The organism is Neisseria montereyensis (genome assembly GCF_024834045.1).
GTDB lineage: Bacteria > Pseudomonadota > Gammaproteobacteria > Burkholderiales > Neisseriaceae > Neisseria > Neisseria montereyensis.
In genome coordinates this window covers 75,835-102,149 of record NZ_JANUXW010000004.1, presented here as the reverse complement: position 1 = coordinate 102,149, position 26,315 = coordinate 75,835, and the positions used below count along the sequence as shown (strand labels likewise).

At 41.6% G+C, this 26,315-nt stretch carries 24 protein-coding genes and 2 pseudogenes; 19 read left to right on the top strand and 7 right to left on the bottom strand.

Annotation, left to right across the window (positions count from 1 at the left end):
• Positions 1-68: 68 nt before the first annotated feature.
• The 7 genes and pseudogenes from NXS09_RS06485 (at position 69) to avs4 (ending at position 10,903) form a co-directional block, all read left to right on the top strand.
• Positions 69-749 carry a pyrimidine 5'-nucleotidase gene (locus NXS09_RS06485; protein ID WP_259291734.1) on the top strand — a complete coding sequence of 227 codons (681 nt, stop codon included), beginning with the start codon at positions 69-71 and terminating at the stop codon, positions 747-749.
• 64 nt (positions 750-813) lie between these two features.
• A complete protein-coding gene (locus NXS09_RS06480) occupies positions 814-1,077 on the top strand; it encodes a spore cortex protein (RefSeq protein WP_259291733.1) in 264 nt (87 codons plus the stop codon).
• 106 nt (positions 1,078-1,183) lie between these two features.
• The gene (glmU, locus tag NXS09_RS06475) at positions 1,184-2,566 is read left to right on the top strand and encodes a bifunctional UDP-N-acetylglucosamine diphosphorylase/glucosamine-1-phosphate N-acetyltransferase GlmU (protein ID WP_259291732.1); all 1,383 of its coding nucleotides are present in this window, start codon (positions 1,184-1,186) and stop codon (positions 2,564-2,566) included.
• 16 nt (positions 2,567-2,582) lie between these two features.
• Positions 2,583-2,765, top strand: a pseudogene (locus NXS09_RS06470) (IS1595 family transposase); the annotation flags it as partial.
• 193 nt (positions 2,766-2,958) lie between these two features.
• The gene (locus NXS09_RS06465; RefSeq protein WP_259291731.1) at positions 2,959-3,621 is read left to right on the top strand and encodes a hypothetical protein; all 663 of its coding nucleotides are present in this window, start codon (positions 2,959-2,961) and stop codon (positions 3,619-3,621) included.
• A 518-nt stretch (positions 3,622-4,139) separates the two neighbouring features.
• Complete coding sequence (gene glmS / locus NXS09_RS06460) at positions 4,140-5,975, top strand: glutamine--fructose-6-phosphate transaminase (isomerizing) (RefSeq protein WP_259291730.1); 1,836 nt, start codon at positions 4,140-4,142, stop codon at positions 5,973-5,975.
• Positions 5,976-6,196: 221 nt separating this feature from the next.
• The gene (gene avs4, locus NXS09_RS06455; protein ID WP_259291729.1) at positions 6,197-10,903 is read left to right on the top strand and encodes an AVAST type 4 anti-phage nuclease Avs4; all 4,707 of its coding nucleotides are present in this window, start codon (positions 6,197-6,199) and stop codon (positions 10,901-10,903) included.
• Between the two features lie 68 nt (positions 10,904-10,971).
• On the opposite strand, the gene NXS09_RS06450 is transcribed toward avs4, so the two are convergent.
• From NXS09_RS06450 to bioH, 7 genes are all read right to left on the bottom strand, one after another.
• Positions 10,972-11,856 (bottom strand): MlaA family lipoprotein, encoded by an 885-nt coding sequence (locus tag NXS09_RS06450; protein WP_259291777.1) that lies wholly within the window; start codon positions 11,854-11,856, stop codon positions 10,972-10,974.
• A 2-nt stretch (positions 11,857-11,858) separates the two neighbouring features.
• Positions 11,859-12,137: an STAS domain-containing protein gene (locus NXS09_RS06445; RefSeq protein ID WP_259291728.1), complete on the bottom strand. Its 279-nt coding sequence runs from the start codon at positions 12,135-12,137 to the stop codon at positions 11,859-11,861.
• Between the two features lie 3 nt (positions 12,138-12,140).
• Positions 12,141-12,740, bottom strand: coding sequence for an MlaC/ttg2D family ABC transporter substrate-binding protein (locus tag NXS09_RS06440; RefSeq protein ID WP_259291727.1), 600 nt, complete (start codon positions 12,738-12,740; stop codon positions 12,141-12,143).
• A 35-nt stretch (positions 12,741-12,775) separates the two neighbouring features.
• Positions 12,776-13,285, bottom strand: a complete 510-nt coding sequence (gene mlaD / locus NXS09_RS06435) for an outer membrane lipid asymmetry maintenance protein MlaD (RefSeq protein ID WP_259291726.1) — start codon at positions 13,283-13,285, stop codon at positions 12,776-12,778.
• Between the two features lie 4 nt (positions 13,286-13,289).
• A complete protein-coding gene (gene mlaE, locus NXS09_RS06430) occupies positions 13,290-14,066 on the bottom strand; it encodes a lipid asymmetry maintenance ABC transporter permease subunit MlaE (protein WP_259291725.1) in 777 nt (258 codons plus the stop codon).
• 47 nt (positions 14,067-14,113) lie between these two features.
• Complete coding sequence (locus NXS09_RS06425; protein ID WP_259291724.1) at positions 14,114-14,917, bottom strand: ABC transporter ATP-binding protein; 804 nt, start codon at positions 14,915-14,917, stop codon at positions 14,114-14,116.
• 334 nt (positions 14,918-15,251) lie between these two features.
• The gene (gene bioH, locus NXS09_RS06420; RefSeq protein ID WP_259291723.1) at positions 15,252-15,995 is read right to left on the bottom strand and encodes a pimeloyl-ACP methyl ester esterase BioH; all 744 of its coding nucleotides are present in this window, start codon (positions 15,993-15,995) and stop codon (positions 15,252-15,254) included.
• Between bioH and NXS09_RS06415 the strand changes: the two genes are divergently transcribed.
• The 12 genes and pseudogenes from NXS09_RS06415 (at position 15,994) to NXS09_RS06360 (ending at position 26,254) form a co-directional block, all read left to right on the top strand.
• Positions 15,994-16,710, top strand: a complete 717-nt coding sequence (locus NXS09_RS06415) for a ComF family protein (RefSeq protein WP_259291722.1) — start codon at positions 15,994-15,996, stop codon at positions 16,708-16,710. The genes bioH and NXS09_RS06415 overlap by 2 nt on opposite strands.
• A gap of 64 nt (positions 16,711-16,774) precedes the next feature.
• The gene (gene trmL / locus NXS09_RS06410; protein WP_259291721.1) at positions 16,775-17,239 is read left to right on the top strand and encodes a tRNA (uridine(34)/cytosine(34)/5-carboxymethylaminomethyluridine(34)-2'-O)-methyltransferase TrmL; all 465 of its coding nucleotides are present in this window, start codon (positions 16,775-16,777) and stop codon (positions 17,237-17,239) included.
• A 122-nt stretch (positions 17,240-17,361) separates the two neighbouring features.
• Positions 17,362-17,811: pseudogene (locus NXS09_RS06405) on the top strand (septal ring lytic transglycosylase RlpA family protein); the annotation flags it as partial.
• A gap of 397 nt (positions 17,812-18,208) precedes the next feature.
• Complete coding sequence (ruvA, locus tag NXS09_RS06400) at positions 18,209-18,790, top strand: Holliday junction branch migration protein RuvA (protein ID WP_259291720.1); 582 nt, start codon at positions 18,209-18,211, stop codon at positions 18,788-18,790.
• A gap of 238 nt (positions 18,791-19,028) precedes the next feature.
• Positions 19,029-20,876 carry an ABC transporter ATP-binding protein gene (locus NXS09_RS06395; protein WP_259291719.1) on the top strand — a complete coding sequence of 616 codons (1,848 nt, stop codon included), beginning with the start codon at positions 19,029-19,031 and terminating at the stop codon, positions 20,874-20,876.
• Positions 20,877-21,258: 382 nt separating this feature from the next.
• Positions 21,259-21,627 carry an NADH-quinone oxidoreductase subunit A gene (locus NXS09_RS06390; protein ID WP_259291718.1) on the top strand — a complete coding sequence of 123 codons (369 nt, stop codon included), beginning with the start codon at positions 21,259-21,261 and terminating at the stop codon, positions 21,625-21,627.
• The gene (locus NXS09_RS06385) at positions 21,618-22,097 is read left to right on the top strand and encodes a NuoB/complex I 20 kDa subunit family protein (protein ID WP_151049648.1); all 480 of its coding nucleotides are present in this window, start codon (positions 21,618-21,620) and stop codon (positions 22,095-22,097) included. Before NXS09_RS06390 ends, NXS09_RS06385 begins: the two co-directional genes overlap by 10 nt.
• Before the next feature lie 10 nt (positions 22,098-22,107).
• Positions 22,108-22,695, top strand: a complete 588-nt coding sequence (locus tag NXS09_RS06380; RefSeq protein WP_259291717.1) for an NADH-quinone oxidoreductase subunit C — start codon at positions 22,108-22,110, stop codon at positions 22,693-22,695.
• Entirely contained in the window at positions 22,688-23,944 is a 1,257-nt protein-coding gene (nuoD, locus tag NXS09_RS06375) for an NADH dehydrogenase (quinone) subunit D (protein ID WP_259291716.1), read from the top strand. The genes NXS09_RS06380 and nuoD overlap by 8 nt, the downstream gene beginning before the upstream one ends.
• Positions 23,944-24,417 carry an NADH-quinone oxidoreductase subunit NuoE gene (gene nuoE, locus NXS09_RS06370; protein ID WP_259291715.1) on the top strand — a complete coding sequence of 158 codons (474 nt, stop codon included), beginning with the start codon at positions 23,944-23,946 and terminating at the stop codon, positions 24,415-24,417. The genes nuoD and nuoE overlap by 1 nt, the downstream gene beginning before the upstream one ends.
• Positions 24,418-24,663: 246 nt before the next feature.
• A complete protein-coding gene (gene nuoF, locus NXS09_RS06365; protein WP_259291714.1) occupies positions 24,664-25,959 on the top strand; it encodes an NADH-quinone oxidoreductase subunit NuoF in 1,296 nt (431 codons plus the stop codon).
• On the top strand, positions 25,901-26,254 hold the full coding sequence (locus tag NXS09_RS06360) for a hypothetical protein (RefSeq protein WP_259291713.1): 354 nt from the start codon (positions 25,901-25,903) through the stop codon (positions 26,252-26,254). The genes nuoF and NXS09_RS06360 overlap by 59 nt, the downstream gene beginning before the upstream one ends.
• Positions 26,255-26,315 lie beyond the last annotated feature (61 nt).

The window sequence follows — 26,315 nt, the reverse complement described above, 5'->3', positions numbered from 1 at the left end:
TTATGGGAAATGGCTATTTTTCAAAGGGTTTTCCTTTGAAAAATTATTTGTAAAGTATTTTAAATAAGATGAATTGTCAAACAGTTTGGTTGTTCGATCTCGACAACACCCTGCATCATGCCGATGCGGGTATTTTTTCTTTAATCAACAAACGAATGACGGAATATATGGCCCGTCATTTAAATTTAAGTGATGAAGCGGCTTCCGATTTAAGGCAAGACTACTGGCACCGCTATGGCGCAACGCTGGCGGGTCTACAAAAACACCATCCCGAAATCTCTGTTAATGACTTTTTACAAAAAAGCCACCCGCTAGAAGATATCTTGCCGGCATTGGTGCCGATGGAAAATACCATAGAAACTTTAAGCGGTTTGGGTGGTCGAAAAGTTGTGTTTTCCAATGCACCGTCATTTTATGTGCGGGCATTGGTTGAGCAGTTGGGCATAGCCGCTTATTTTGATACTTGGTTCGGCACCGATGATTTCGGTTTGTATTACAAGCCGCACCCTCAGGCTTATCTGCATGTGTGTGAAGTATTAAATATAAGCCCGAACTGTTGCATTATGGTTGATGACAGTGCCGACAATCTGCATGCCGCCAAAGCATTGGGCATGCATACGGTATGGTTTGGTAAACAAGCACATGCGTTGCCTTTTGTGGATTTTGCCGCATCCGATATGGTTTCATTATCCGAATGGGCGAAAATGCCAATGAATGGTTCACTATCAATTGGTACACAATTTGATTAAAATGAATAAGGTTAGACCTAATCATTCATGTTTTTCACACCGAAGCAATTTTTAAGGAATCATTATGCGCTCTTTTGCCCTTTTGGCTGTTTTTTCCCTACTGAGTGCCTGCTCTTGGGAAACCTATCAAAAAGCCGACGGCCACACTGCTTTAAAACCAAAATACCAACCCGGTACGCCCGTGGTTTATCAAGACGGTACTTATTCGCGCAATATGCGTTACAACCAATTCCGCCCTGAACAACGTGCCGTAACACCGGATAACAATACGGAAAATGTGCGCGGCACCAACTGGGAAGCCCCCAGTTTTCCCGATGCGGCACAATAAAGCGGCATAGAATGTTGAGGCCGTCTGAAAATCATTCAGACGGCCTTCTCAAAGCATCGTATCCATTTCTATTTCTACAACTTATCACATAAGGCAAAACAATAATATGAGCCAATCTTCTTTACATGTCGTTATTCTAGCTGCCGGAAAAGGCACCCGAATGTATTCCAAACTGCCTAAAGTATTACACCAAATCGGTGGCGAGCCGATGGTTCAGCGTGTTATCGACACTGCCCGCAGCTTAAACCCCGAAAGCATCAGTGTTGTGATCGGGCATGGTAAAGAAGCAGTTTTGGCGCAGGTGAAGCGTGATGTGAATTGGGTAGAGCAAAACGAGCAACTGGGCACCGGCCACGCGGTAAAAATTGCGCTACCGCATCTGCCGGAAGAAGGCCGTACTTTAGTGCTGTATGGCGATGTCCCGCTAACCGATACCGCTACTTTGGAAGCTTTGCTGGAAGCCGCCGGTGATGAAGTCGGCCTGCTGACCGATGTTTTGGACGACCCGACCGGATACGGCCGCATTATCCGCGACAACGGCAAAGTGGTGGCTATTGTCGAAGAAAAAGATGCCGATGCCGCTCAAAAAGCCATTCAAGAAACCAATACCGGTATTTTGGTATTGCCCAATGCCAAGCTTGCCGGATGGCTGAACAGCCTACAAAGCAATAATGCACAAGGCGAATATTATCTGACCGATTTAATCGCCTTAGCCAATCGTGACGGCATTGCCGTTCACCCCGTGCAAGTTGCCGCATCTTATCTGGCAGCAGGGGTAAACAATAAAGTGCAATTGGCCGAATTAGAACGGATTTTCCAAAAACAACAGGCACAAGCTTTGCTGAAAGCAGGTGTTACCCTGCGCGATCCCGAACGCTTTGATTTAAGAGGCCGTCTGAAACACGGTCAAGACGTGGTGATTGATGTGAACGTGGTATTGGAAGGTGAAGTGGAATTGGGTGATGATGTGGAAATCGGTGCCAATTGCATTATCCGCAATGCCACGATTGCTTCAGGCTCGAAAATTGCCCCGTTCTCTCATTTAGAGGGCTGCGAAGTGGGCGAAGATGGCCGTATCGGCCCGTTTGCCCGCCTGCGCGCCAATACCAAACTGGGTAACGGCGTTCATATCGGTAATTTTGTCGAAACCAAAAATACAACGATGGGCAATGGCAGCAAGGCAAACCATCTAACTTATCTGGGTGATTCCGAAGTCGGCAGCCAAACCAATATCGGCGCCGGTACGATTACCGCCAACTATGACGGCGTAAACAAACATAAAACCACTATCGGCGATGATGTGCGTATCGGTTCGAATGTTGTTTTAGTGGCTCCGGTTAGCTTAGGCAATAAAGTTACCATCGGCGCGGGTAGTTCGATTACCAAAAATTGTGAAGACAATACTTTAGTGCTCGCTCGCGCGCGCCAAACCGTTATCGAAGATTGGATACGGCCTGAAAAAAATAAAGGAACTACCCTAGATAACTAGGGCTATTCAAAAACATATCAATCAAAGTACACATTTTGCAGACAGGCAAAACCTCATAAACAGTATTGAGAACTTTTGGAATCAGGTGAAACGTCATTTGCGTAAGTTCAATGATATTCTCAAGGCCGCATTTTGAGTTTAGTTGAAGGTGTGCGAATGGCGTTTTAACGCAGGAAATAAAGGCTATATTATCCTTTAAAAACAAGTGCAAAGATGAAGTTTGCCTAGTTGTCTATGACAGCTCAAAAACAATATTTAAAATATCAATCTACACAAGCTGAAACCTTGTTGCCAACTTTGGAAAGGCCGTCTGAAAACATCTGGGAAGGATAACAGACTACCCGTCTGAATATTTCCAAATTTCATACCTGCCATCTATTTTACAAGGATTCATGATGAAATTCCCACTTTATACAATACTACTGTACTTGGCTATGCTGCCTTTCGCTTCCGCCGAAGTAACATTTCCTAATTCCCCCTCTCCCATCGGTATTTTGCCGCAACAGCCCGATTGTAGTCATCTTTATCCGGTAAGAAGTGCGGATGATTTAGCGAAGCAATTCTATGAAAATTCTTTTACAGGCTGTTTATTGGATATAGATCCCAAAATTTTGTCTGAAAAATGGGCGTTGCCTGTTTATATAGGCAGTGATTTTATTACCGCTAAAGATCAACCCGGTACTCAAGCTTATTCACTTTACCATCAACCGTATCAAAAAGCGGGCTCTGGTTTTGTGATTGTTCGCGATGATAAACCGAAAGCCTCTCCATACATGGCAAATTGGACATATCCGAAAGGGCAATTATCCGCTTATCCGACCGAATCCTACTTAACAATACATAAATACTTATTTCCGGAAAATAAATTACCGTTATTTTTACCGCCGACACAAAAAATGAAACATCTGAATCAGAATTCAGAGTGTACCGAAATATCAGAAATTGTTTCCACATATTTAGATACAAAAATCAGTTTTTTAGGGTCTTCAATATGCGGCAATAAGGAAAACATCCGTAGAGACAGTATGCATTACTATCTTCACCGGTATAATTAAAGATAGGATTTTTTAAACTTATCAAATAAAAATACTTTTAAACCTTAAAGAAGCATTGGCAAAAATGCAGGAATTTCTAATAACCTTGGTGTTTCCCATTAATTTCTAAGGTTTCCCTTTTACATTAGATAGTAACCACGATCATATTTTAGACAATCAAGATGATCGTTTGAGGGTATTTCATTCCTTTCTTTATTTTTTGAAAAAACAGGTTGGGTTAGCGAAAACGGCAACAAGCATATTTATCGTAACAAAGCATCAAAAGAAAATAGAAAAAACATTTCTATTGCTGATATCGATTTCTGCATTGATAATTGGATATTCGGTCAGTCTGCGGCAGTCTCATCAATCGGATAAGAAATTTTTAATGAATATTCAAATATATACGAAAAACAGCAAACTATCTTGTTAGAACCGTATCCAACTATTTGAACAGTTTTTACTGATACTTTCCCCGCATGCCGTCTGAAAGTCAGATGGCATGTTTTTCATCAACCAATTGATACTAAGGAACAATTATGTGCGGTATCGTAGGTGCTATACGCGCCAATCACAATGTAGTGGATTTTCTAACAGACGGCTTAGAGCGTCTCGAATATCGTGGCTACGATTCATCAGGCATCGCCGTCAGTATCGACGGCAAAATCAAACGTGTCCGCCGTGTCGGCAGAGTGGCTTTAATGGCGCAGGCGGCCAAAGAAAAAAATCTGTTCGGCCGTATCGGTATCGGCCACACCCGTTGGGCGACACACGGCGGGGTTACCGAGCCGAATGCACACCCCCATATTTCAGGCGGCACCGTAGCGGTGGTACATAACGGCATTATCGAAAACTTCGAAAGCGAGCGTCAGCGCTTGCAAAAAATCGGTTATGTTTTCGAATCGCAAACCGACACCGAAGTGATTGCCCACAGCGTGAATCACGAATATCTGCAAACCGGTGATTTGTTTACCGCCGTACAAGCAGCCTGCAAACGTTTTCACGGCGCTTTTGCCATTGCTGTTGTTGCGCAAGACAATACCGAGAATATGGTCGTCGCCCGTATGGGTTGCCCGCTTTTGGTGGCTTTCGGTGAAGACGAAACCTTTATTGCTTCCGACGTATCGGCCGTCATCGCCTTTACCCGCCATATTGCTTATCTGGAAGACGGCGATATTGCCCTGCTCAGCACCAAAGGCATTGAAAAACTGATTGATAAAGACGGCCAAGTTGCCGAACGTAAAGTAAAAATTTCCGAGTTATCCCTTGCCTCATTGGAATTAGGCCCATACAGCCATTTCATGCAAAAAGAAATACACGAACAGCCGCGCGCAATTGCTGATACGGCTGAAGTGTTTCTAGAAGGCGGTTTCGAACCTGAAAACTTCGGCAGCAATGCCCGCGAGGTTTTCGATGATATCCACAGCATTAAGATTTTAGCGTGCGGTACTTCTTATTATTCGGCCTTAACCGCCAAATACTGGCTGGAAAGCATTGCCAAAATCCCGACCGATGTTGAAATCGCCAGCGAATACCGTTATCGCGATGTGATTGCCGACCCCAAGCAAATGGTGATTACCATTTCCCAATCCGGTGAAACATTGGATACGATGGAAGCCTTAAAATACGCCAAATCACTTGGGCATAAGCATAGCTTATCAATTTGTAATGTGATGGAATCCGCCCTGCCGCGCGAAAGCGAACTTGTGCTTTACACCCGCGCCGGTGCCGAAATCGGCGTGGCTTCAACCAAAGCATTTACCACCCAATTAGTGGTTCTATTCGGCTTAACCGTAACCTTAGGCAAAATGCGCGGCCATGTTTCCGAAGAGCAAGAGCAACACTATACGGAAGAGTTGCGCCAACTGCCCGGCAGCATTCAACACGTATTAAATCTTGAACCGCAAATTACCATTTGGGCGCAAAAATTTGCTTCCAAACAAAGTGCATTATTCTTAGGCCGCGGCATTCATTATCCGATTGCATTGGAAGGCGCGCTTAAATTAAAAGAAATCACTTATATCCACGCAGAAGCCTATCCGGCAGGCGAATTGAAACACGGCCCGCTGGCGTTGGTAGATGAAAATATGCCCGTTGTCGTGATTGCCCCCAATGATATGCTATTGGATAAAGTCAAAGCCAATATGCAGGAAGTCGGCGCGCGCGGCGGTGAGCTGTTTGTATTTACCGATTTAGACAGCAATTTCACCGAAGACGAAGGCGTTCATGTGATCCGCACCCCGCGCCATGTCGGTGTATTATCCCCGATTGTTCATACCATTCCTGTGCAGTTGTTGGCCTATCATGCCGCATTAGCTCGTGGTACCGATGTGGATAAGCCGAGGAATTTGGCGAAATCTGTTACGGTTGAGTGATTGAACATTTTGTGATTTAAATTTAATCCTTTGTTATTTTGATAACAAAGGATTTTTTTTATATTAACTTTTTCAAGGTAGATTATGTGATAGTTAGAAAATTCATTATGTTTTGAGATTAGAATTTTGAGGTGTGCTTTATTCTTATTTTAAGGGTGCATTATTTGTTTTATTAGATTTAAAATATTAGCTGGGAAATAGTTGTCTACAGGAAAATAGTTATGAATTGGGCTTTATTCAGTGTTAAAAATAATGATAAAGAAGAGAGAGCTTTCGAGCAGATGGCTTATTTTCTTTTTTGTGCTGAGTTTGATAATCATATAGGATTATTTAGATATAAAAATCAAACAGGCATTGAAACTGAACCATTAGAAAAAGATGGTGTTTGGTATGGCTTTTCAGCAAAATTTTATCAAGTGCCTATTAAAGATAGAAAAAGACAGATTATTGAAAATATTCAAAAAGCTAAAAGCAAAAATCCTAAAATCAATATTATTTATTTTTATGTTAATCAAGAATTATCTGAAAGTTCGAACGCCGGTAATAAAAAGCCTAATTATCAGATTGATATTGAACAAGCATGTAAAGGGTTAGGGGTAACTTTGGAATGGCGCGTTCCCAGCCATTTGGAACGTCAATTAGCACTGCCTAAAAATAAATATATTTATGATTTATTTTTCAACCTCAAGCCTACACTTGATCAATTATTAGACAATGTAGAAAAGCATAATTTAAATATTCTTAATGCTATCCGCACATCAATTATGGTAGAGGATAAAAAGATTGAAATAGATAGAACAGAATGGGTTTCAAAGCTTAGTGAAAAAATAAATCAAGGGCAGAATCTTATTATTTCAGGTGAAGGTGGTAGTGGTAAAACAGCTATTATCAAACGCTTTTATAATAAATATGCCAAAGAGATACCTATTTGTATATTTAAAGCAACTGAATTAAATATTAATCATATTAGTGATCTATTTAAATTTGATCATAATTTTTCGCTTGCTGATTTTTTTGAGTCTTATGCTAATGAGGCCAAGAAGCTATTCATCATTGATTCTGCGGAGAAACTATCTGAAATATCTAATCAAAATGTCTTAAATAATTTGATTGATAAATTATCAGAGCATAATTGGACAATGGTTTTCACGACAAGGTTATCTTATTTGGATGACTTACGATTTCATTTAAAAGAAAGTTATGGTTTGAAATGTGAAACATTGGATTTAAAGCTGATTTCTAATGAGAAACTGACTGAAATATCTGGTGAGTTTAATATCGAACTTCCTACAAATGAGAATTTCAAAGATAGAATTAGAAACTTATTTTATTTAAATGAATATATTAGCTATAAGAGTGCTGATGAAACTATTAATAGTTTCGCGGAGTTTATAGATTTATTGTGGAAGAAAAAAATTCAAAATAATGCTGTTCAGAAGAATAATATCTATATAAAGAGAGGTCGTTGTTTTCTAGAAATAGCTAAGGCAAGAGCAAATACTGGCAAGTTTTATATTGATGGTAGTGATTTATCTCAAGAGGCACTTGCAGGATTAAAACAAGATGATATTTTAGGCTATGATGAAAAACATGATGGCTATTTTATTACTCATGATATCTATGAGGAATGGGCTTTAAATCGAATTATTGAGCAGGCTTATTGTAATCATTCTGTTGATGAGTTCTTTCAAACCATTGGTGAAGGGTTACCAATTAGAAGAGCATTTAGGTATTGGCTTTCTGAGAAACTATTAGAAAATAATAGAGAGATTAAAGGTTTTATAAAACAATCTGTTATAAATTTTACAAATAAGTCTTCAGCACAATTTTTTTGGAAAGATGAAGTACTCATCTCTGTATTATTATCAGACTATGCTGAAGAGTTTTTCACATTGTTTGAAAAAGAGTTGCTGGCCGATAATTTTTATATCCTTAAGCATATATTATTTTTACTACAAGTTGCTTGTAGTGATGTTGGTGATCTTAATTATAGCCCTAAACCTAAAGGCAAAGGTTGGGATACTACTATTGCGTTTATTTATAATCATAAAGATAAAGATGACTTTTTTAAAACTCACTACGATTTAGTTTTACCTGTTTTATTGGCTTGGAGTCAGGCACATGATAAAGGTATTACTACTCGACTATCAGGCTTACTATCTTTGTATATATTAAAAGAAGCTGAGTTGGAAAAAACATTATCTCTTCGTGGAAAATCAGAAGAACTAGCTTACACAATTATTTTTTTAGCTTGTGATGAGATTCAAGATGAATTAGTTGATATCTTCAATATAGTTTTTGAAAATGAATGTTTTAAATCAGAGCATCCTTATTATAGACTTTGCTCCATAATTGTAGAAGAATCTTATCGTGCTGGCAGATTAATTCAATTATTGCCTCAATCTATAATTCCATTATGTGAGTTTTTTTGGCTAGAAAAAAATGAGAGTAAATCTTCCTTATATAATTATAGGCATGATATAGAAATCCATTATGGATTGCACCGATCAACTACGCATTATTATACTCCTGCAAGTGCGTATCAAACGCCAACATGGTGGTTATTGAACTCTAAAGGGTTTTTAACAGCTATTGATTTTATTGTGAGATTTACTAATAAAACCATAGAAAAATATGCTGTTAGCAATATAGATGATGTCAGAGAAATTACGCTTATTATCAATAACAAAGAAATAACCCAATTTCATAGCTTAACGTTATGGATGATGTATCGTGGGACGGGAAGCCCTGTTACGCCTTATTTACTTCAATCTATGCACATGGCGTTAGAGAAATTCTTATTGCAATTCGTAGAAGTAAGTCCGGAAATCATAGAGAAAATATTATTAAAAATTCTTGTAAATGCTAAATCAAGCTCACTAACATCGGTCGTATGTAGTATTGTTTTGGCATATCCAAACAAATTTCCCCAAATCGCTCTTATATTATTTAGTAGCAAAGATTTATTTCATGCAGATTCAAGAAGAAGAGATTTTGAAAATCAAGCTAATTCTCTTTACTCAATTGGGTATGGCTTAAATGTAATAGCTAATGGGCTATACGTCGAAGAACGTTTAAAAACTTGTGAAGACACGCATAGAAAGAATGATCTGGAATCGTTATGTTGGCAATATCAAATTTTAGGTGTAGAAGGATATTCTGATAAAGAAAATGCTGAATTTATTGAAGCTATTTTTAGTACTCTTGATAAACATCAAGCTTCATTTTCGGATTCGGAAGAAGATATTAAAAAAAGTATTCTTTTTACTCGGATGGATAAAAGAAAGCTGAAGCCTAAAATTATAGATGATGCAGATGGAAGTAAAATATATTTCAGTACAGAGTTGACCGATTCGCAAAAACAACTCAGTGAGGATTCACAATCTCAAATTAATGAAACTTTTAAATATCTTGCATTACAACAGTGGGCTACTAAGTTTGATGAGAAGAAATCGGAGAGTGTTAGAAAATATAATGAAAATCCTTTACTAGCCCTTAAAGAGATGAAAGAGTTAATTAACAAGCTGGTTGAAGAATCAAGAAATCAGGATTCTTCTGAGTTTGTTCAATTCAATAAAGCCACGCCATTTAAAGTTTGTGCAAAATTAATTATTGAGCATAGTGATAAGCTTACAAAGGATGATCAAACTTTATGTAAAGAGTGGATTGTCGGAAGTATAGAAAGATTGATTTCAGATTATTATTTCTACCAAATAAGTGATGGCATTGAGGAATGTATCCATGCGCTACCAAAGCTTATCGACTTATTTCCTAAAGAAACAGATGATTTTATAGGGCTATTTATACTTATATTCTTTGATCAGCATCCTATTAATGGATTTAGCAGAGTAAGTGATTATGCTATCGATTCTATTTATGAGCAAAATCTTTGGCAAAAAAATCCTGATATAGCCAATCAAATTTTAAACATATATATTCAGTATAAGCCACTATTCAATCAGGTTGTTTTAGAGCCCAGGAATAGTCCAAACTATAGAGATCAACCATCAGTAAGATTTAAAAAGTTTCAAGAGTTATATAACAAAGTCTATGATGGCGATGAAGATAAAATAGAATTAGATATTGAGCAATTAGAAAATCATGGAATACAAGATTTAGAAGTTATACTTCAAATCCTTCCCAATAATACAGATGAAGTAGAACATTTAGCTATTTTAAATAAAATTTTGCCACGATTAGCTGAAAAATTATTAAGAGATAAAGATAGATCGAACCATGATGATAATTTATATAGAACTCGCATAATAGGTTTTCAAAAAATTAGTGAGATTTTATTGAATAGAAAAAGCGATCAAGAAATTGATGAATTAATCCACCCATTTTTAATCCATTTTAAGATAAATGAATATTTATCTGATTTTATTGAGAATTTAGTATTGTCGGAAGATAGAATACAACGCAATGATAACTTTTGGTATATTTGGGCATTAATCTATCCAAAAATTATTGGGATATTTTCTTCCCGTAATTTATATCGAGATTCAGGTGATCAAATCATAATTAATTATTTACTAGCTTGGAGATGGTGGGGAGAAAAGCAAAAAAAATGGCATAGTTTAAATCCACAAAACTTTTGGTTATATGAAAGAATTTCTACGGATTTACCAAGTTATCCCGCAGTGCTTTACAGTATCACAAGAGTCCTGTATTCAATTGGTAGTCAATTTCATGAAGAGGGAATAGATTGGTTGTTTAATATAATTTCTTCAAAACCTGATTTAGAACTTAGAGGTTTGGAGCCTAATACTTTATTTTATTTAGAAAATATCTTGAGAAAATTTACTTTCTTGAATAGAGAAAAAATTAAGAGAGATTTTAAATTAAAAGAGAAGCTTATAACTATTTTAACTTTTATGGTTGAAAGAGCTTCTGCTCATGGGTATTTACTAAGAGAAAATATTCTGTAATATAAAAAACCGACCGCATACAATTCAACTCATATGCGGTCATTTTTTATACAGGTAAATTGATAACCTTAAAGCTCATCAGGAACCCAAATCCCTAAAGCTTGCGGTTGTGCTTCTTCGGGTATGGCCAGGCTGCTTTGTGGTGTCATATCGGATACAGGTTTATAGGCATCGGCAGATATATCTTCTTGTTGATCAACCGTTGGCGCTTCTGCTTCCGGAGAGGGTTCGTCAACCAAATCATCAATATCAATATCGTCTTCCATTCCTGCGGGCAGAGTGGCGCCGGTTTGCAGTGCGCGCACTTTCATAAAAACATCACGGGTATAAGTGTATTTATCAAGGGCCGCATCATCCAAGCTGTCGGTTAAATCCAAATACTGTTCGCGCATGCTGACTGCGTTTAAAACGGAAGTGCCGACACGGGCTTTATCGGTTTCAAAAATGGCATTTTTAACCGGATACGCATAAGTAATGGTGTTGCCGATACCGTCACGCACGGTAGAAGGGCCGGCCAGTGGGTAAACGAAGTAGTTGCTGTTTTTCCAACCCCATGATGCAAAGGTGTCGCCCAGTGTGTTTTTATTGTTGGGCACACCGCCAGCACCGGCAACGTCAATCAGGCCGCCTAAGCCGAAAGTGGTGTTAACGCCGACACGGACGAGATCTTCGCTGGCCCGTTTAATATCCAACCTGAGCAGGTTGCTGCCCATGCTGACGACATCGCGTAGGTTGTTGAAAAAATTGCTGACACCGGTACGAACGGGTTTGGGGGTAACTTTACGGTAGCCGCGTGCCACCGGGCTGAATATATATTTATCCGCTTTTTCGTTTATTTTAAACATGGTGCGGTTATAGGGCTCGTAGGGGTCGGCGGGATTGCTTTCGGCTAGGGCGGGTTGTGCTATGGCCAAGCTCAGTGCAATAAGGGGGATAGTGGTGGTTTTTTTCATATTCATGGGGCTACCCATTCTTTTATTTCATATAATTCGGATAAAGCACTCACGGAATCGGGAACGCCGCGTAAAGATATCGAATCGCCTTTTAGGCGTAATGCAGTGAGTAATAGGGAAATACAGGCCGAATCTGCACGAGACACTTCTGTTAGGTCGATGGCTTCGATTTCTTTCAGACGGCATTGCTGTTCAAATTGCGTATAAACAGCCGATGTGACCGTTTTCACGGTAACATCGCCGCTTATATATAAAATACCGTTGCGTACTTCGGATTTCATGTTTTATTTGCTGCCGTTTTTAGATTTCAGTTCGCTAATTAAACCGTCGATGCCTTTGGCTTTAATGGTTTCACCGAATTGATTGCGGTAAACGGTTACCAAGCTGGCACCTTCAACGGCCACATTATAGGCACGGTATTTGTTGCCGCTTTGATATGTGGTGAAATCCATTTTAACGGTTTGGCCGTTTTCGGGGGTAACGTCGGCATGAACAATCACTTCTTTACCGCCGCGGTTCACAATAGGTTTATTGCTAACGGTTACTTTGGCGTTTTTGAATTTCAACATGGTGCCCGAATAAGTACGAATCAGCAGGGTTTGGAATTCTTTGGTTAACGCCCGTTTTTGCGCTGGGGTGGCTTGGCGCCACGGATTGCCTACGGCTAAAGCCGTCATGCGTTGGAAGTCGAAATAGGGGATAGCATAATTTTCGGCTTTGCGGCGGATAGCTGCATCATTGCTGCCATTGGCACCTTTCAAGATATTTAATACTTGGGTTGCATTGGTGCGGATTTGGTTAACGGCGTCGGCGGGTGCCGCTGTGGCAAGGCTGATGCTTAAAAGGCCGATGCTCAGGGCACTGAAGAAAGCTGATTTTTTCATGATGTATGTTTCCTATATGTTTTTCTAATTAAAGATTATTCAGACGGCGTTTGTACAGAATTTTCCGTATCGGAACCGTTTGCGTTTTTTTCGGTAAAGTTGGTCATGAATTTACCGATCAGGTTTTCCAATACCAAAGCGGAAGCGGTAATGGTAATCGTATCGCCGGCTTCAAGGTTTTCTATATCGCCACCTTGCATTAAACCGATATATTGCTCACCGAGCAGGCCGGACGTTAGGATTTGTGCGGATACGTCACTGCTAAATTGGTATTGGCTGTTTAAATTCAAGCTGACTCTGGCTTGATAGGTTTGCGGGTCTAGGCTGATACTGCCAACCCGGCCGACCAATACGCCTGCGGCTTTAACCGGGGCATTGGTTTTTAAGCCGCCAATGTCGGTAAAATCGGCATATACGGTATAAGTCTTTCCGGAACCGCCGCCGACGGATACCCCGCCGGCAACACGGAAGGCAAGGAAGCCTACGGCAATAATGCCCAATAAAACAAATAAGCCGACCCAAAATTCTAAAACACTTTTTTTCATCGTATCACTCGGTAAACATGAATGCGGTTAAGATAAAATCAATAGCCAAAACAGTTAGTGCGGAAGAAACAACCGTACGCGTACTGGCGCGCAAAATTCCTTCGGAAGTGGGTACGCTGTGAAAGCCTTGATGGACGGCAATCAGTGTAACGGCCAACCCGAAAACGGTTGATTTAATCAAACCGTTCAATACGTCATAGTCAAAAGTAATATTACTTTGCATTTGCGACCAAAAAATGCCGCTATCCAAGCCTAAATACTGGACGCCGATTAAATAGGCGCCATAAATGCCGGCAACGTTAAAAATCGAAGCCAATAGCGGCATAGAGAAAACGCCTGCCCAAAAACGCGGCACAACCACACGGGCAACCGGGTTTACGGCCATTACGTTCATGGCTTCAAGCTGTTCGGTTGTTTTCATCAGGCCGATTTCACTGGTCATGGCGCCGCCGGCGCTGCTGGCAAACAGAATGGCTGCCAATACCGGGCCGAGTTCACGCAATAAACTGGCGGCAACCATAAATCCTAAAACATCGGCAGATTTGAATTTGGATAGTTGCGTATAACCTTGCAATCCTAAAACCATACCGACGAACAAACCGGAAACGGCAATAATCAATACCGATAAAACGCCGGCAAAATAAACTTGGCGGACGCTCAACCTAAAGCGGATTAGGGCTGTTCCCGATTTAGACAGAATTTGTATAAAAAACAAACAAACGCTGCCCAATGCACGGATAAATTGTAGGGTGTTATGCCCGATGGTTGCGATAAAGTTCATGGCTCTTTAATATTCATCTCATCTTTTCAGACGGCCGGTAATGTTATTTATGCCGTGCCTAATAAATCCTGTTTTAAATCGGTACTTGCCGGATAACGGAATGGTACCGGGCCGTTGGGCAGGCCGCCGACAAATTGTTGTACCCAAGGTGAATCGAGTTTTCGCATTTCTTGCGGCGATCCTGAAAACTTAATTTCACCGTGCGCCAGAAAAACAACCTGATCAACAATGGCTAAAGATTGTTCGATATCGTGTGACACCATAATACTGGTGGAGCGTAATGCTTTATTGGTACGGCTGATTAAGTGTGCGATTACGCCCAACGAAATCGGATCAAGGCCGGTAAACGGTTCGTCGTAAATCAGGATTTCCGGATCCAACGCAATGGTTCGCGCCAGTGCAACCCTTCTGGACATGCCGCCCGAAAGCTCGGAAGGCATTAGGTTTTCCACACCGCGTAGCCCGACCGCATTTAATTTTAAAATAACCAAATCGCGGATAACCGGTTCGGGCAGTTTGGTCAGTTCGCGCATGGGGAAAGCGATGTTGTCGAATACCGATAAATCGGTAAACAGTGCGCCATATTGAAACAATACACCCATGCGGCGGCGGTGTTCGTACAATTCGCTTGCATTGAATTCGACAATATTGCGCCCTTCAATCAAAACTTGTCCGCTTTGAGGCTTGAGTTGGCCGGTAATCAGTCGCATCAGCGTGGTTTTACCACTGCCGGAACCACCCATTACCGCAGCAAAATGCCCTTGCTCAATGGTGAAGTTAATATTATTGAGAACGGGTCTTTCTCCATAAGAGAAAGCGACGTTTTTCATTTCGATAAAAGGTGTGCTCATGCCTGCGTTGTGTTATTCAAATGTTTGTATTTTATTAAGTTGGGCCACATGGGGCAATTTTCCAGCCAGCTTTTTATATAAAAATACATATTTGTATGTAAATTGATGAAATAACTGCGTTGGAATGGGTGTTATACCTAAATAAGGTTAAATATTTTTAATTTATAAGTATTATCCTGTTTCAGGCGGCCTTCAACTATACTTGTTTAATAATGAATATATTGTGAGTTAATAATTGTTCGGCATGGAGATAATAAGAAAAGCATGGTGTTTTTATTATGATAAAAAAATAATGCAGGTTTTTTAAGATACAGGGCCGTCTGAAAAAGGGAAATTAATGTTGTTCGAAAAATGTGGTCAGCAATGAAGAAAATTCATCAGGTTGCGTGAGAAACGGGGCATGGGCGGATTTTTCGATAACGTGTAGGTCGCTGTGCGGCATGTGTTGTTGCAGATATTTGCCCATACGCGGTGGGGCAATGGTGTCTTTGGCGCCGAATATTAACAGTGTCGGTATATCGATATCCGGTAAAAGCGGGCGGATATCCGTTTCTATTATGGCATCTAAAGCGGCTTTTATGGCGCTAGGCGGGCCATATTGGGCAATCTCGGGCATTATTGTTTCTAAAACAGGCTGCCGCTCTTTTGTATATAAAAATTGTAACTGTAGAAATTGTTTTATATATTTGTAATAATCTTGTTGGAACAGTTCAATCATTTTGTCTAGTGCAGAGGTTTGTATGCCTTCGGGATAATCCGGCGCCGCCTGAAATTTAGCGAAACCGGTTGTGATACATAATGCACGAACTTTTTCGGGATGGCGGGCGGCGGTATATAAAGCAACGAGTCCGCCGAGTGACCAGCCGAGTAAATAAGCGGGCTCGTCAATTTTTTCGGCTAAATCATCAGCTATATCGGTAATGTGGAACGAACCGTTAAAAGGTGCGTCGCCGTGGCCGGGCAGATTTAGTGCTTCGATATCCCAGCTTTCAGGTAAGCGGGGTATCAAATCATCGAAAACGTGACGGTTTGCCGCCCAACCGTGTATCAGATAAACTTTTTTGACGGAATTTGACATGGGTTTTCTTTCATGGTGGTGGGGAGTGTCGGGTATAGAACAACGATGTGTATTATGCCATGATTATGCTGTTTCAGACGGCCTGTGCCTGGCGTGTGCCGCAGATGTACTTGAATTGCGTATTGACCCGTCAACAACGTGTCCGAGTTGTGCAAGTATGAGTACAGGTGGGGTGGGGTGCGGGAAATGTCAACAGAGGCCGCCGCCATTTGAACGTTTATGGACATCGGTTTATTATGCACCACCTATAAGCAGTATGATTTATGCTTTTAAGCATCGTGCCGATTTGAGTATGCTGCTGCCTTTGGGCCGTTTGATGTTGGCGCATCCGCCGCCTTGGTTGGGCGATGTTAACATTGATACGGTATTGGCTGTGCCGCTGAGTAAAGAGAGGCGGCTGTTTCGCGGGTTTAATCAAAGTGAAGGATTGGCTGAGGCAATAGGTAGGGTTTATGGTTGGCCGGTGCTTTCACACCATAGGGTATTCAGACGGCATCATGTACCGCAAAGCTTGCTAAAAAGAAAGGAACGCCGTAAAAACGTAAAGAATGCTTTTGTTATAGAAAAACAATACGTTAATAAGCGTAAAATTTTGCTTGTGGACGATGTTGCCACAACAGGGGCGACTTTGGAAGAATTGGCCCGAACGCTAAAAGCGGCGGGGGCTGATGCGGTTTTTTGCTGGGCGTTGTCGCATCCGCCAATGAAAAAATAATGAAAAACTTTTTGACGTGCCGCTTCGTTTGCGGCATAGTTCGACACTTAAATATTTGATTTATATGTTTACTGTTGTTTTGTATCAACCTGAAATCCCGCCGAACACGGGCAATATCATCCGCTTATGCGCCAATACCGGTGCGGAGTTGCACTTGGTCAAACCATTAGGGTTTCCCCTAGACTCAAGTAAAATGAAACGGGCTGGATTAGATTACCATGAGTTCGCCAAGTTAGTGGTTCATGAAAATTTTGACGACTGCCTGGCTGCATTAAAGGGACGGCGTATTTTTGCCTTGACAACCAAAGGCCATACCCGACCCGATAAAACGGTTTTTCAGGAAGGTGATGTGTTTTTATTCGGCCCTGAAACAAGGGGATTGCCGCAGCAGGTTCTTGATATGCTGCCGGCGGAACAAAAACTGCGTTTGCCGATGATGCCCGATAGCAGAAGCATGAATTTATCAAACACGGTTGCTGTAATGCTTTTTGAAGCGTGGCGGCAAAATGATTATAGAGGCGGTATATAGAAGCCGTCTGAAAAGACCTTGTCGAACAAGGTATTGCACGATTAACTCAAGAATTGGAATCCGTTTTGACACAAGCCAAACATACTTTTTTTTCAGGGGTATTTGCTGCCACTGTTTTAGGACTGGCTTTCAGCAGCCAAGCAAATGCTGATGCAATCGTAAAGGTTGAAAAACTTAACCGTGCGGCAAATATGAGCTATAAAGTTGCCGGTAAACGTTATACACCGCGTAAAAAAGTTTCTTCATTCAGTCAGGTTGGTCGTGCATCATGGTACGGTAAGAAGTTTCACGGTCGTAAAACTTCTAGCGGCGAGCGTTATGATATGAACGAAATGACTGCAGCCCATAAAACATTGCCTATTCCCAGCTATGCAAGAGTGACTAATTTGCAAAATGGTAAAAGTGTGGTTGTCCGTATTAATGACCGCGGTCCTTTTCATGGTAAGCGTATTGTAGATGTTTCTAAAGCTGCTGCCAAAAGATTGGGCTTTATGCATACCGGAACGGCAAAGGTGCGTATTGAGCAGATTGTACCGGAAAAACATGCTGATAATGCGGTTCAAAATGAAGTTCGCAGCATGCATGTTAACGGTTCGCAAAACACTCCGGTAAAAGTTGATACACAAGCTTATTTACAAAAAACCGGAGGGCATTTGAAGCTTGCTAAAGTTTCAGGTGTATTCTAAATCCAATATTTCAGACGGCCTGTATTTATACAGGCCTTTTTTTATGGATTGTGTGTAGATTTAAAAAATATTAGTGCATGTGCTTTAGGCGAAGAAGCAGGGTAATAAACAACTTCTATATGGGGTGCTTATTATCAGGATTCTTCGCTATAATTCGTTTGTTTGTACATGTGCGGAATAAATTGGTCTGGAAAATTTAAGCCGTCTGAAAAAAGATATTGGTTAAATAATATTAAAATATATAAGCCATATAATTATTATAAATAAGTTTCGGAAGAGTTTTATGATAAGCAGATTAACCGGCAAGCTGGTTGAAAAGACCCCGCCGCAGGTGGTTATTGATGTGAATGGCGTAGCATACGAAGCAGATGTATCCATGCAAACTTTTTATGTGTTACCCCCTTTGAATGAAACCGTGCAGCTTTATACTCAGTTGGTGGTGCGTGAAGATGCGCATTTATTATTTGGTTTTGCTACTGCGGGTGAGCGTGCCACATTCCGGCAGCTGGTGAAAGTAAGTGGTATCGGTGCTAAAACGGCTCTGGGTATTTTATCGGCTATGAATACGGAAGAACTTGCCCAAGCTATTGCCCAAGAAGATATTAAACGGCTGTCATCCGCGCCGGGTATTGGTAAAAAAACAGCCGAGCGTATGGTTTTAGAGTTGCGTGGTAAGTTAGTGCCGGAAGGGGTGGCTGATATGCCGTCGAACATTGTGGATAACGAGGCTGCCGATGATGTTGTCAGTACCTTGTTGGCATTGGGCTACAGTGAAAGGGAAGCTAAAGCAGCCGTGAAAGGTATTCCCGTGGGAACGGATGTGGGTGAAGGCGTACGGTTGGCTTTAAAAAATTTACTGAAATAAGTTGTTTTTAGACGGCTTGAAGAAGTTATAGCGCTATCAAGTATCGTTTTAGTGGATAGCTAATTGTTAGATTAGTTTTGTTTTTAATAAAAGTATATTGATATTTTTGACTTCATATTGCGACGGATGGCTTGCTAGGCCGTCTGAAAAGTTATTTTTAACTCGGCCCTGCTTTTACCGCAAGTTGTTATTCGGATTGTCAATAATAAATAATAAAGAAGAATAAAGGGCGCACTCTATGATAAAAAGAATTTTTAGTTGGTTTGAATCCCGCATTGATCCTTATCCTGCAGCACCACCCCAAACACCTGAAAAAGGGTGGCTGCGTTTTGTTTGGAGTTGTACGGAAGGTGTTCGTTGGTGGGTTTTTGGGTTGGCGTTGTTAACAGCCGGAACGGGTGTTATTGAAGCTATGTTATTCCAATTTATGGGTCAGATTATAGATTGGATCGGACACTATACGCCGCAGACATTATGGTCTGAAAAAGGTATTTGGTTGTTGGCGATGGCCGGGTTAATGGTGTTTGCCATATTTTTGAATTTTGTTCAGTTCTGTGTACAACTACAAACACTGCAAGGTGTTTTCCCTATGCGGTTACGTTGGAATTTCCACCGTCTGATGCTGGGGCAGAGCCTTGGGTTTTATCAAGACGAATTTGCCGGCAGGGTATCTGCGAAAGTAATGCAAACGGCATTGGCTATACGCGATACAGTAATGACATTGGCCGATATGGTCGTTTATGTTTTGGTCTATTTCATGACATCGGGCGTGATATTGTCAGTGTTGGATGGTTGGTTGTTGGTACCGTTTATCGGTTGGATTGTGGTTTTTACAACAATGCTATCCATTTTGATTCCAAAGTTGTCGAAAACAGCCCAACGTCAGGCCGATGCCCGTTCGTTGATGTCGGGACGGATTACCGATACCTATGCCAATATTGCTACCGTCAAACTGTTTTCTCATGGTGCCCGCGAAGCAAGCTACGCCAAACGGTCTATGCAGGAATTTCTGGCAACGGTACATGCGCAAATGCGGCTAGGAACCACCCTTCGCACTTGTAATTTTATTATCAATACCAGCTTAACCTTATCAGTTACCGCATTAGGTATTTGGTTGTGGCTCAATGGGAAAGTAGGTGTTGGCGCCATAGCTACGGCCACTGCTATGTCGTTGCGTGTTAACGGATTGTCACAATATATTATGCGGGAAGCTACGCGCTTATTTGAAAACATCGGTACCATTAATGATGGAATGGAGACACTTTCTAAACCGCATACGATTATCGATAAACCGGAAGCTGTGCCTTTAAAAATTGGACGTGGCGAAATCCGTTTTGAACATGTCGATTTTTCTTATGACTTAAACAAGCCTTTATTAAATGATTTCAACTTAACCGTTAAAGCCGGTGAAAAAGTCGGCTTAATCGGGCGCTCAGGTGCGGGAAAATCTACTATCGTCAATTTATTATTGAGGTTTTATGAGGCACAAAGTGGCCGTATTACTATCGACGGGCAAGATATTACCGATGTCACCCAAGAAAGCTTGCGTGCTCAAATCGGGTTGGTAACACAAGATACCAGCTTGTTACACCGTTCGGTGCGGGATAATATTATTTATGGTCGCCCCAGTGCGACAGATGAAGAAATGATATCTGCTGCCAATCGTGCAGAAGCTGCCGACTTTATTCCTAATCTTTCTGATGCCAAGGGCCGTATCGGTTATGATGCCCATGTTGGCGAACGTGGCGTGAAGCTTTCAGGCGGCCAAAGACAACGTATTGCCATTGCGCGGGTGATGCTGAAGGATGCACCAATCTTATTGTTGGATGAGGCAACCAGCGCCTTGGATTCCGAAGTAGAGGTGGCTATTCAGGAAAGCCTTGATAAGATGATGGAGCACAAAACTGTCATCGCGATTGCACACCGTCTATCGACAATTGCAGCAATGGATAGATTGATTGTGCTTGATAAGGGCCGTATCGTTGAAGAGGGTAGTCATGCCGAACTATTGGAGAAAAACGGGTTATACGCCAAATTATGGGCGCATCAAAGCGGCGGTTTTTTAAATAGTGACTCAAATTTGTAAACTTTTTATATTGATTGCGTTGCTTAAGGCCGTCTGAAACATTTCAGAGACGGCCTTAATATTTTATTTTCAATGCGCTAATCAATGTATAACCGAATTTTTTATTTGAAAAAAAGCAGGGCTAAACAAGCGATTGTCATATTTTTTTGTGGGAAGCTTCTTTGTAAAATAGAGTTTGATTTTTTTAATAAAGCAATAAATTGAGTTACTAATAACAGTTTTCATTAAATATCGATTAATGATAATCGTTCTCGAAAATTACTTGAAATTATTGGCTTTTTCTAGCATTTTTTTAATACTTCAACTTTAAAATAACTTGGAAATTAGATACAATTCAAAAGTATTTTCTAGCATTTTATGTTAACAAATTAGGTGCAAGCACATGTTGGCAAGCTATCTTCCCGTATTAATTTTTCTACTTATCGGTTTGGCCGCCGGTATATTGTTCCTTATCTTGGGAAACGTACTCGGGCCCAAACACCACTATGCCGAAAAAGACGCACCGTTTGAGTGTGGTTTTGAGGCGTTTGAAAACGCGCGTATGAAATTTGATGTGCGTTACTATTTGGTGGCGATATTATTTATCCTTTTCGACTTGGAAGTGGCATTTATGATTCCTTGGGCCGTTGTATTTAAAGATTTAATGGTTGCCCAAGGGCAGTTTGCGTTCTGGTCTATGTTTGTGTTTGTTGTGGTTCTCACCGTAGGCTTTGTCTACGAATGGAAAAAAGGTGCGCTGGAATGGGAATAGAAGGCGTTTTGAATAAAGGCTTCGTAACCGCAAGTGCGGATACGGTGCTGAATTATGTGCGTACCGGTTCTTTATGGCCGGTAACGTTCGGTTTGGCCTGTTGTGCGGTAGAAATGATGCAGGCCGGTGCGGCGCGTTACGACCTTGACCGCTTCGGCATCATTTTCCGTCCCTCCCCACGTCAATCCGACTTAATGATTGTAGCGGGTACTTTGTGCAATAAAATGGCGCCTGCTTTAAGACGTGTATACGATCAAATGGCCGAGCCGCGTTGGGTGTTGTCTATGGGTTCGTGCGCCAATGGTGGCGGATATTACCACTACTCTTATTCCGTTGTGCGCGGCTGCGACCGTATTGTGCCGGTAGATGTTTATGTGCCCGGTTGCCCGCCGACTGCCGAAGCCCTGATTTATGGCTTGATTCAGCTGCAAGGCAAAATTAAACGTACTTATACGATTGCCCGTAACTAGGAGAATTGAGATGCATGTAAAAGATTTGTATCCGGTTGTCCAAAATCTATTGGGCGATAAAGCCGATAAAGTGACTTTGGCTTTAGATGAAATAACCGTAGAATGTCGCGCCGAAAATTATTTCGAAATCATGAAAACCCTGCGTGACAATGAGCAGGCACATTTCGAATCATTGGTTGATTTGTGTGGTGTGGATTACAGTGCTTATAAAAACGAGCCTTGGGAGGGCAAACGTTTTGCTGTTGTCAGCCAATTGGTTTCCGTAAAAAACAATCAACGTATCCGTGTCCGCGTTTGGGCGCCTGATGATGATTTTCCGGTAGTGGATTCCGTTGTTGAAATCTACAATAGTGCCGATTGGTATGAGCGTGAAGCATTCGATTTATTCGGCATTATGTTCAATAACCATCCCGACTTACGCCGTATTCTTACCGACTATGGTTTTGTCGGCCATCCTTTCCGTAAAGATTTCCCGATTTCAGGCTATGTCGAAATGCGTTACGACGAAGCCGAGAAACGCGTTATTTACCAACCCGTAACCATCGAGCCGCGCGAAATTACGCCGCGCATCGTCCGCGAGGAGAATTACGGTGGCTAATAAATTAAGAAACTATACTATTAACTTCGGCCCCCAACACCCCGCAGCACACGGTGTGTTGCGCATGATTCTTGAGCTGGAAGGCGAAACGATTGTCCGTGCCGACCCTCATATCGGTTTGTTACACCGCGGCACCGAAAAATTGGCCGAAACCCGTACTTATTTGCAAGCATTGCCTTATATGGATCGGTTGGACTACGTTTCCATGATGGTAAACGAGCAAGCATATTGCTTGGCGGTGGAAAAATTAGTCGGTATCGAAGTGCCGGAGCGTGCCCGTTATATTCGCGTGATGTTTGCCGAAGTTACCCGTATTTTGAATCACTTGATGGGTATCGGTTCGCATGCGTTGGATATCGGTGCGATGACCGTATTCTTATATGCGTTCCGTGAGCGTGAAGAGCTGATGGATTTGTATGAAGCCGTTTCAGGTGCGCGGATGCATGCAGCTTATTTCCGTCCGGGCGGTGTGTATCGTGATTTACCCGACTTTATGCCTAAATATGAATCAAGCAAATTCCGTAATGCCAAAGTGCTGAAAAAACTGAATGAAGCACGCGAAGGAACTATGCTTGATTTTATCGAAGCATTCACCGATCGTTTCCCTGCTTGTGTAGATGAATATGAAAGCCTGTTAACTGATAACCGTATTTGGAAACAGCGTACTGTCGGTATTGGTGTGGTGTCTCCGGAACGTGCGTTGCAAAAAGGCTTTACCGGCGTGATGTTGCGCGGTTCCGGTATTGAGTGGGATATCCGCAAAAAAGCGCCGTATGATGCCTATGCCAATGTTGATTTCGATATTCCGGTTGGTGTAAACGGTGACTGCTATGACCGCTATTTGTGCCGTATTAATGAAATGCGTGAATCAAACCGCATTATCAAACAATGTGTGCAATGGCTAAAAGCCAATCCCGGTCCGGTTATCGTTGAAAATCATAAAGTCGCTCCGCCCAAACGTACCGAAATGAAAATGGGTATGGAAGACTTAATCCACCACTTTAAATTGTTTACCGAAGGCATGCATGTGCCGGAAGGTGAAACTTATACCGCCGTCGAACACCCGAAAGGCGAGTTCGGCATTTATATGATTTCAGACGGCGCAAACAAACCTTACCGCCTGAAAATACGCGCACCCGGCTTCGCACACCTGCAAGGCATGGACGAAATGGCACGCGGCCATATGTTGGCCGACGTTGTTGCCATTATCGGTACGCAAGACATCGTATTCGGGGAGGTAGACCGATAATGTTATCCGCTGAATCTTTAAAAAGAATTGATAGAGAGTTGGCCAAATATCCGGCTGATCAACGCCGTTCCGCTATTATGGCTTCGTTGCGTATTGCGCAAGAAGAAAAACATTGGCTTTCTGCTGAGGTGATAGAGTTTGTTGCCAATTATGTCGGTATATCGCCGGCTGCAGCTTATGAAGTCGCTACTTTCTATAATATGTATGATTTGCATCCCGTAGGTAAATACAAGCTTACAGTATGCACGAACTTACCGTGTGCTTTGCGTGGCGGTGTTAGTGCGGCTGAGTATTTACAGAAAAAACTCGGTATCGGTTTTGGCGAAACCACTTCAGACGGCCTCTATACTTTAGTTGAGGGTGAGTGCATGGGGGCTTGTGGTGATGCACCTGTTATGTTGGTAAACAATCATAAAATGTGCAGTTTTATGACTGAAGAAGCCATTGAGAAAAAGTTGGCGGAATTGAATTGACGGAATAGGGTGCCGTCAGAGTTGATAGAAATCGGTTGAGTAAAAGTGTTGTATTTGGGAGTGCGTGTGGTCATGAAAGACGGACTAAAAGCAGATGTATGTATTTGCTAAAAATAATGAAGTTGTCTGTAAAACATGAGTCATTCATATACTAAATATAAAGCACTATTGAGTTTTTCGGTTATTGAAAAAATTCATATTGATATTCTTAGATTAAAAAGTTAAAGAAATAGTTAGGTTAAGCACATGGCTATCTACCAATCAGGTGTCATCTTCGAAAATGTTGATACACATACTCCGGACTGCTGGACGCTCGCGGCCTACCAAGAACGTGGCGGCTATCAAGCCTTGCGTAAAATCCTCACTGAAAAAATGTCGCAAGACGACGTAATTTCAGAAGTAAAAACATCCGGCTTGCGCGGGCGTGGCGGTGCGGGCTTCCCTACCGGTTTGAAATGGAGCTTTATGCCCCGTTCCTTCCCCGGTGCCAAATATGTAGTTTGTAATACAGATGAAGGCGAACCCGGCACATTTAAAGACCGCGATATTATCAACTTCAATCCACATGCTTTGATTGAAGGCATGATTATTGCCGGCTATGCCATGGGCGCCAAAGCCGGATATAACTATATTCATGGTGAAATATTCGAAGGCTACGAACGGTTTGAAAAAGCACTGGATGAAGCGCGTCAGGCAGGCTTCTTAGGTGAAAATATTATGGGAACTGATTTCAGTTTTGATCTGTTTGCAGCCCATGGTTACGGTGCCTATATTTGTGGTGAGGAAACCGCATTATTGGAATCGCTGGAAGGTAAAAAAGGCCAACCCCGTTTCAAACCGCCTTTTCCTGCTTCATACGGTTTATATGGCAAACCAACCACTATTAACAATACCGAAACTTTTGCTTCTGTACCCTTCATTATCCGTGATGGCGGACAGACATTTGCCGATAAAGGTATTGAAAACGCCGGTGGTACCAAATTATTTTCTATTTCCGGTCATGTTGAACGTCCCGGCAACTATGAAGTGCCATTGGGTACGCCATTTGCGACATTGTTAGAAATGGCCGGTGGTATGAAAGACGGTAAAAAAATCAAAGCCGTTATTCCCGGTGGTTCATCCGCGCCCGTATTGCCCGGTGATGTCATGATGACGTTGAATATGGATTATGACTCTATCTCTAAAGCAGGTTCTATGCTTGGTTCCGGTGCCATTATCGTGATGGATGAAGATGTATGCATGGTAAAAGCACTGGAACGCCTGAGCTATTTTTATCATGAAGAATCTTGCGGTCAATGTACGCCTTGTCGTGAAGGTACCGGTTGGCTGTATCGCATTGTTCACCGAATTGCCACCGGTAAAGGCCGCCCTGAAGATTTAGAATTATTAGAGTCTGTTGGTAACAATATGGCCGGCCGTACAATTTGTGCATTAGCTGATGCCGCGGTATTCCCGGTTCGCAGCTTTACGAAGCACTTCAGACATGAGTTTGAACATTATATTGAGCACGGTGGCCCGGCTAAAACACATAAGTGGTGTTAATTTGGAAGAAATAAATGACCAATTAGAACAGCATTTGCTTGATGCCCATAGATTTGCTTGTCGTAATGGCGAAATGCTCAAGAAAACACAAGTATGTGGCTGCTTTTACTGTCAAAAAATTTTTTCATCAAGTGAGTTACAGGCAGAAGATTTTGTACCGGAACAAGATGGTGAAGAAACTGTATGGTGTCCTTATTGTGGGATTGACAGTGTGATTGGTGAGCAAAGTGGTTATGCACTTACTCCTGACTTTTTAGCAAAAATGAATCAATATTGGTTTTACAGTAAAGATTAATACGATATTGCAGGCAGTATAACAGTGTGCCTGAGCTTAAAAATTTTTAAATAAATCCGTA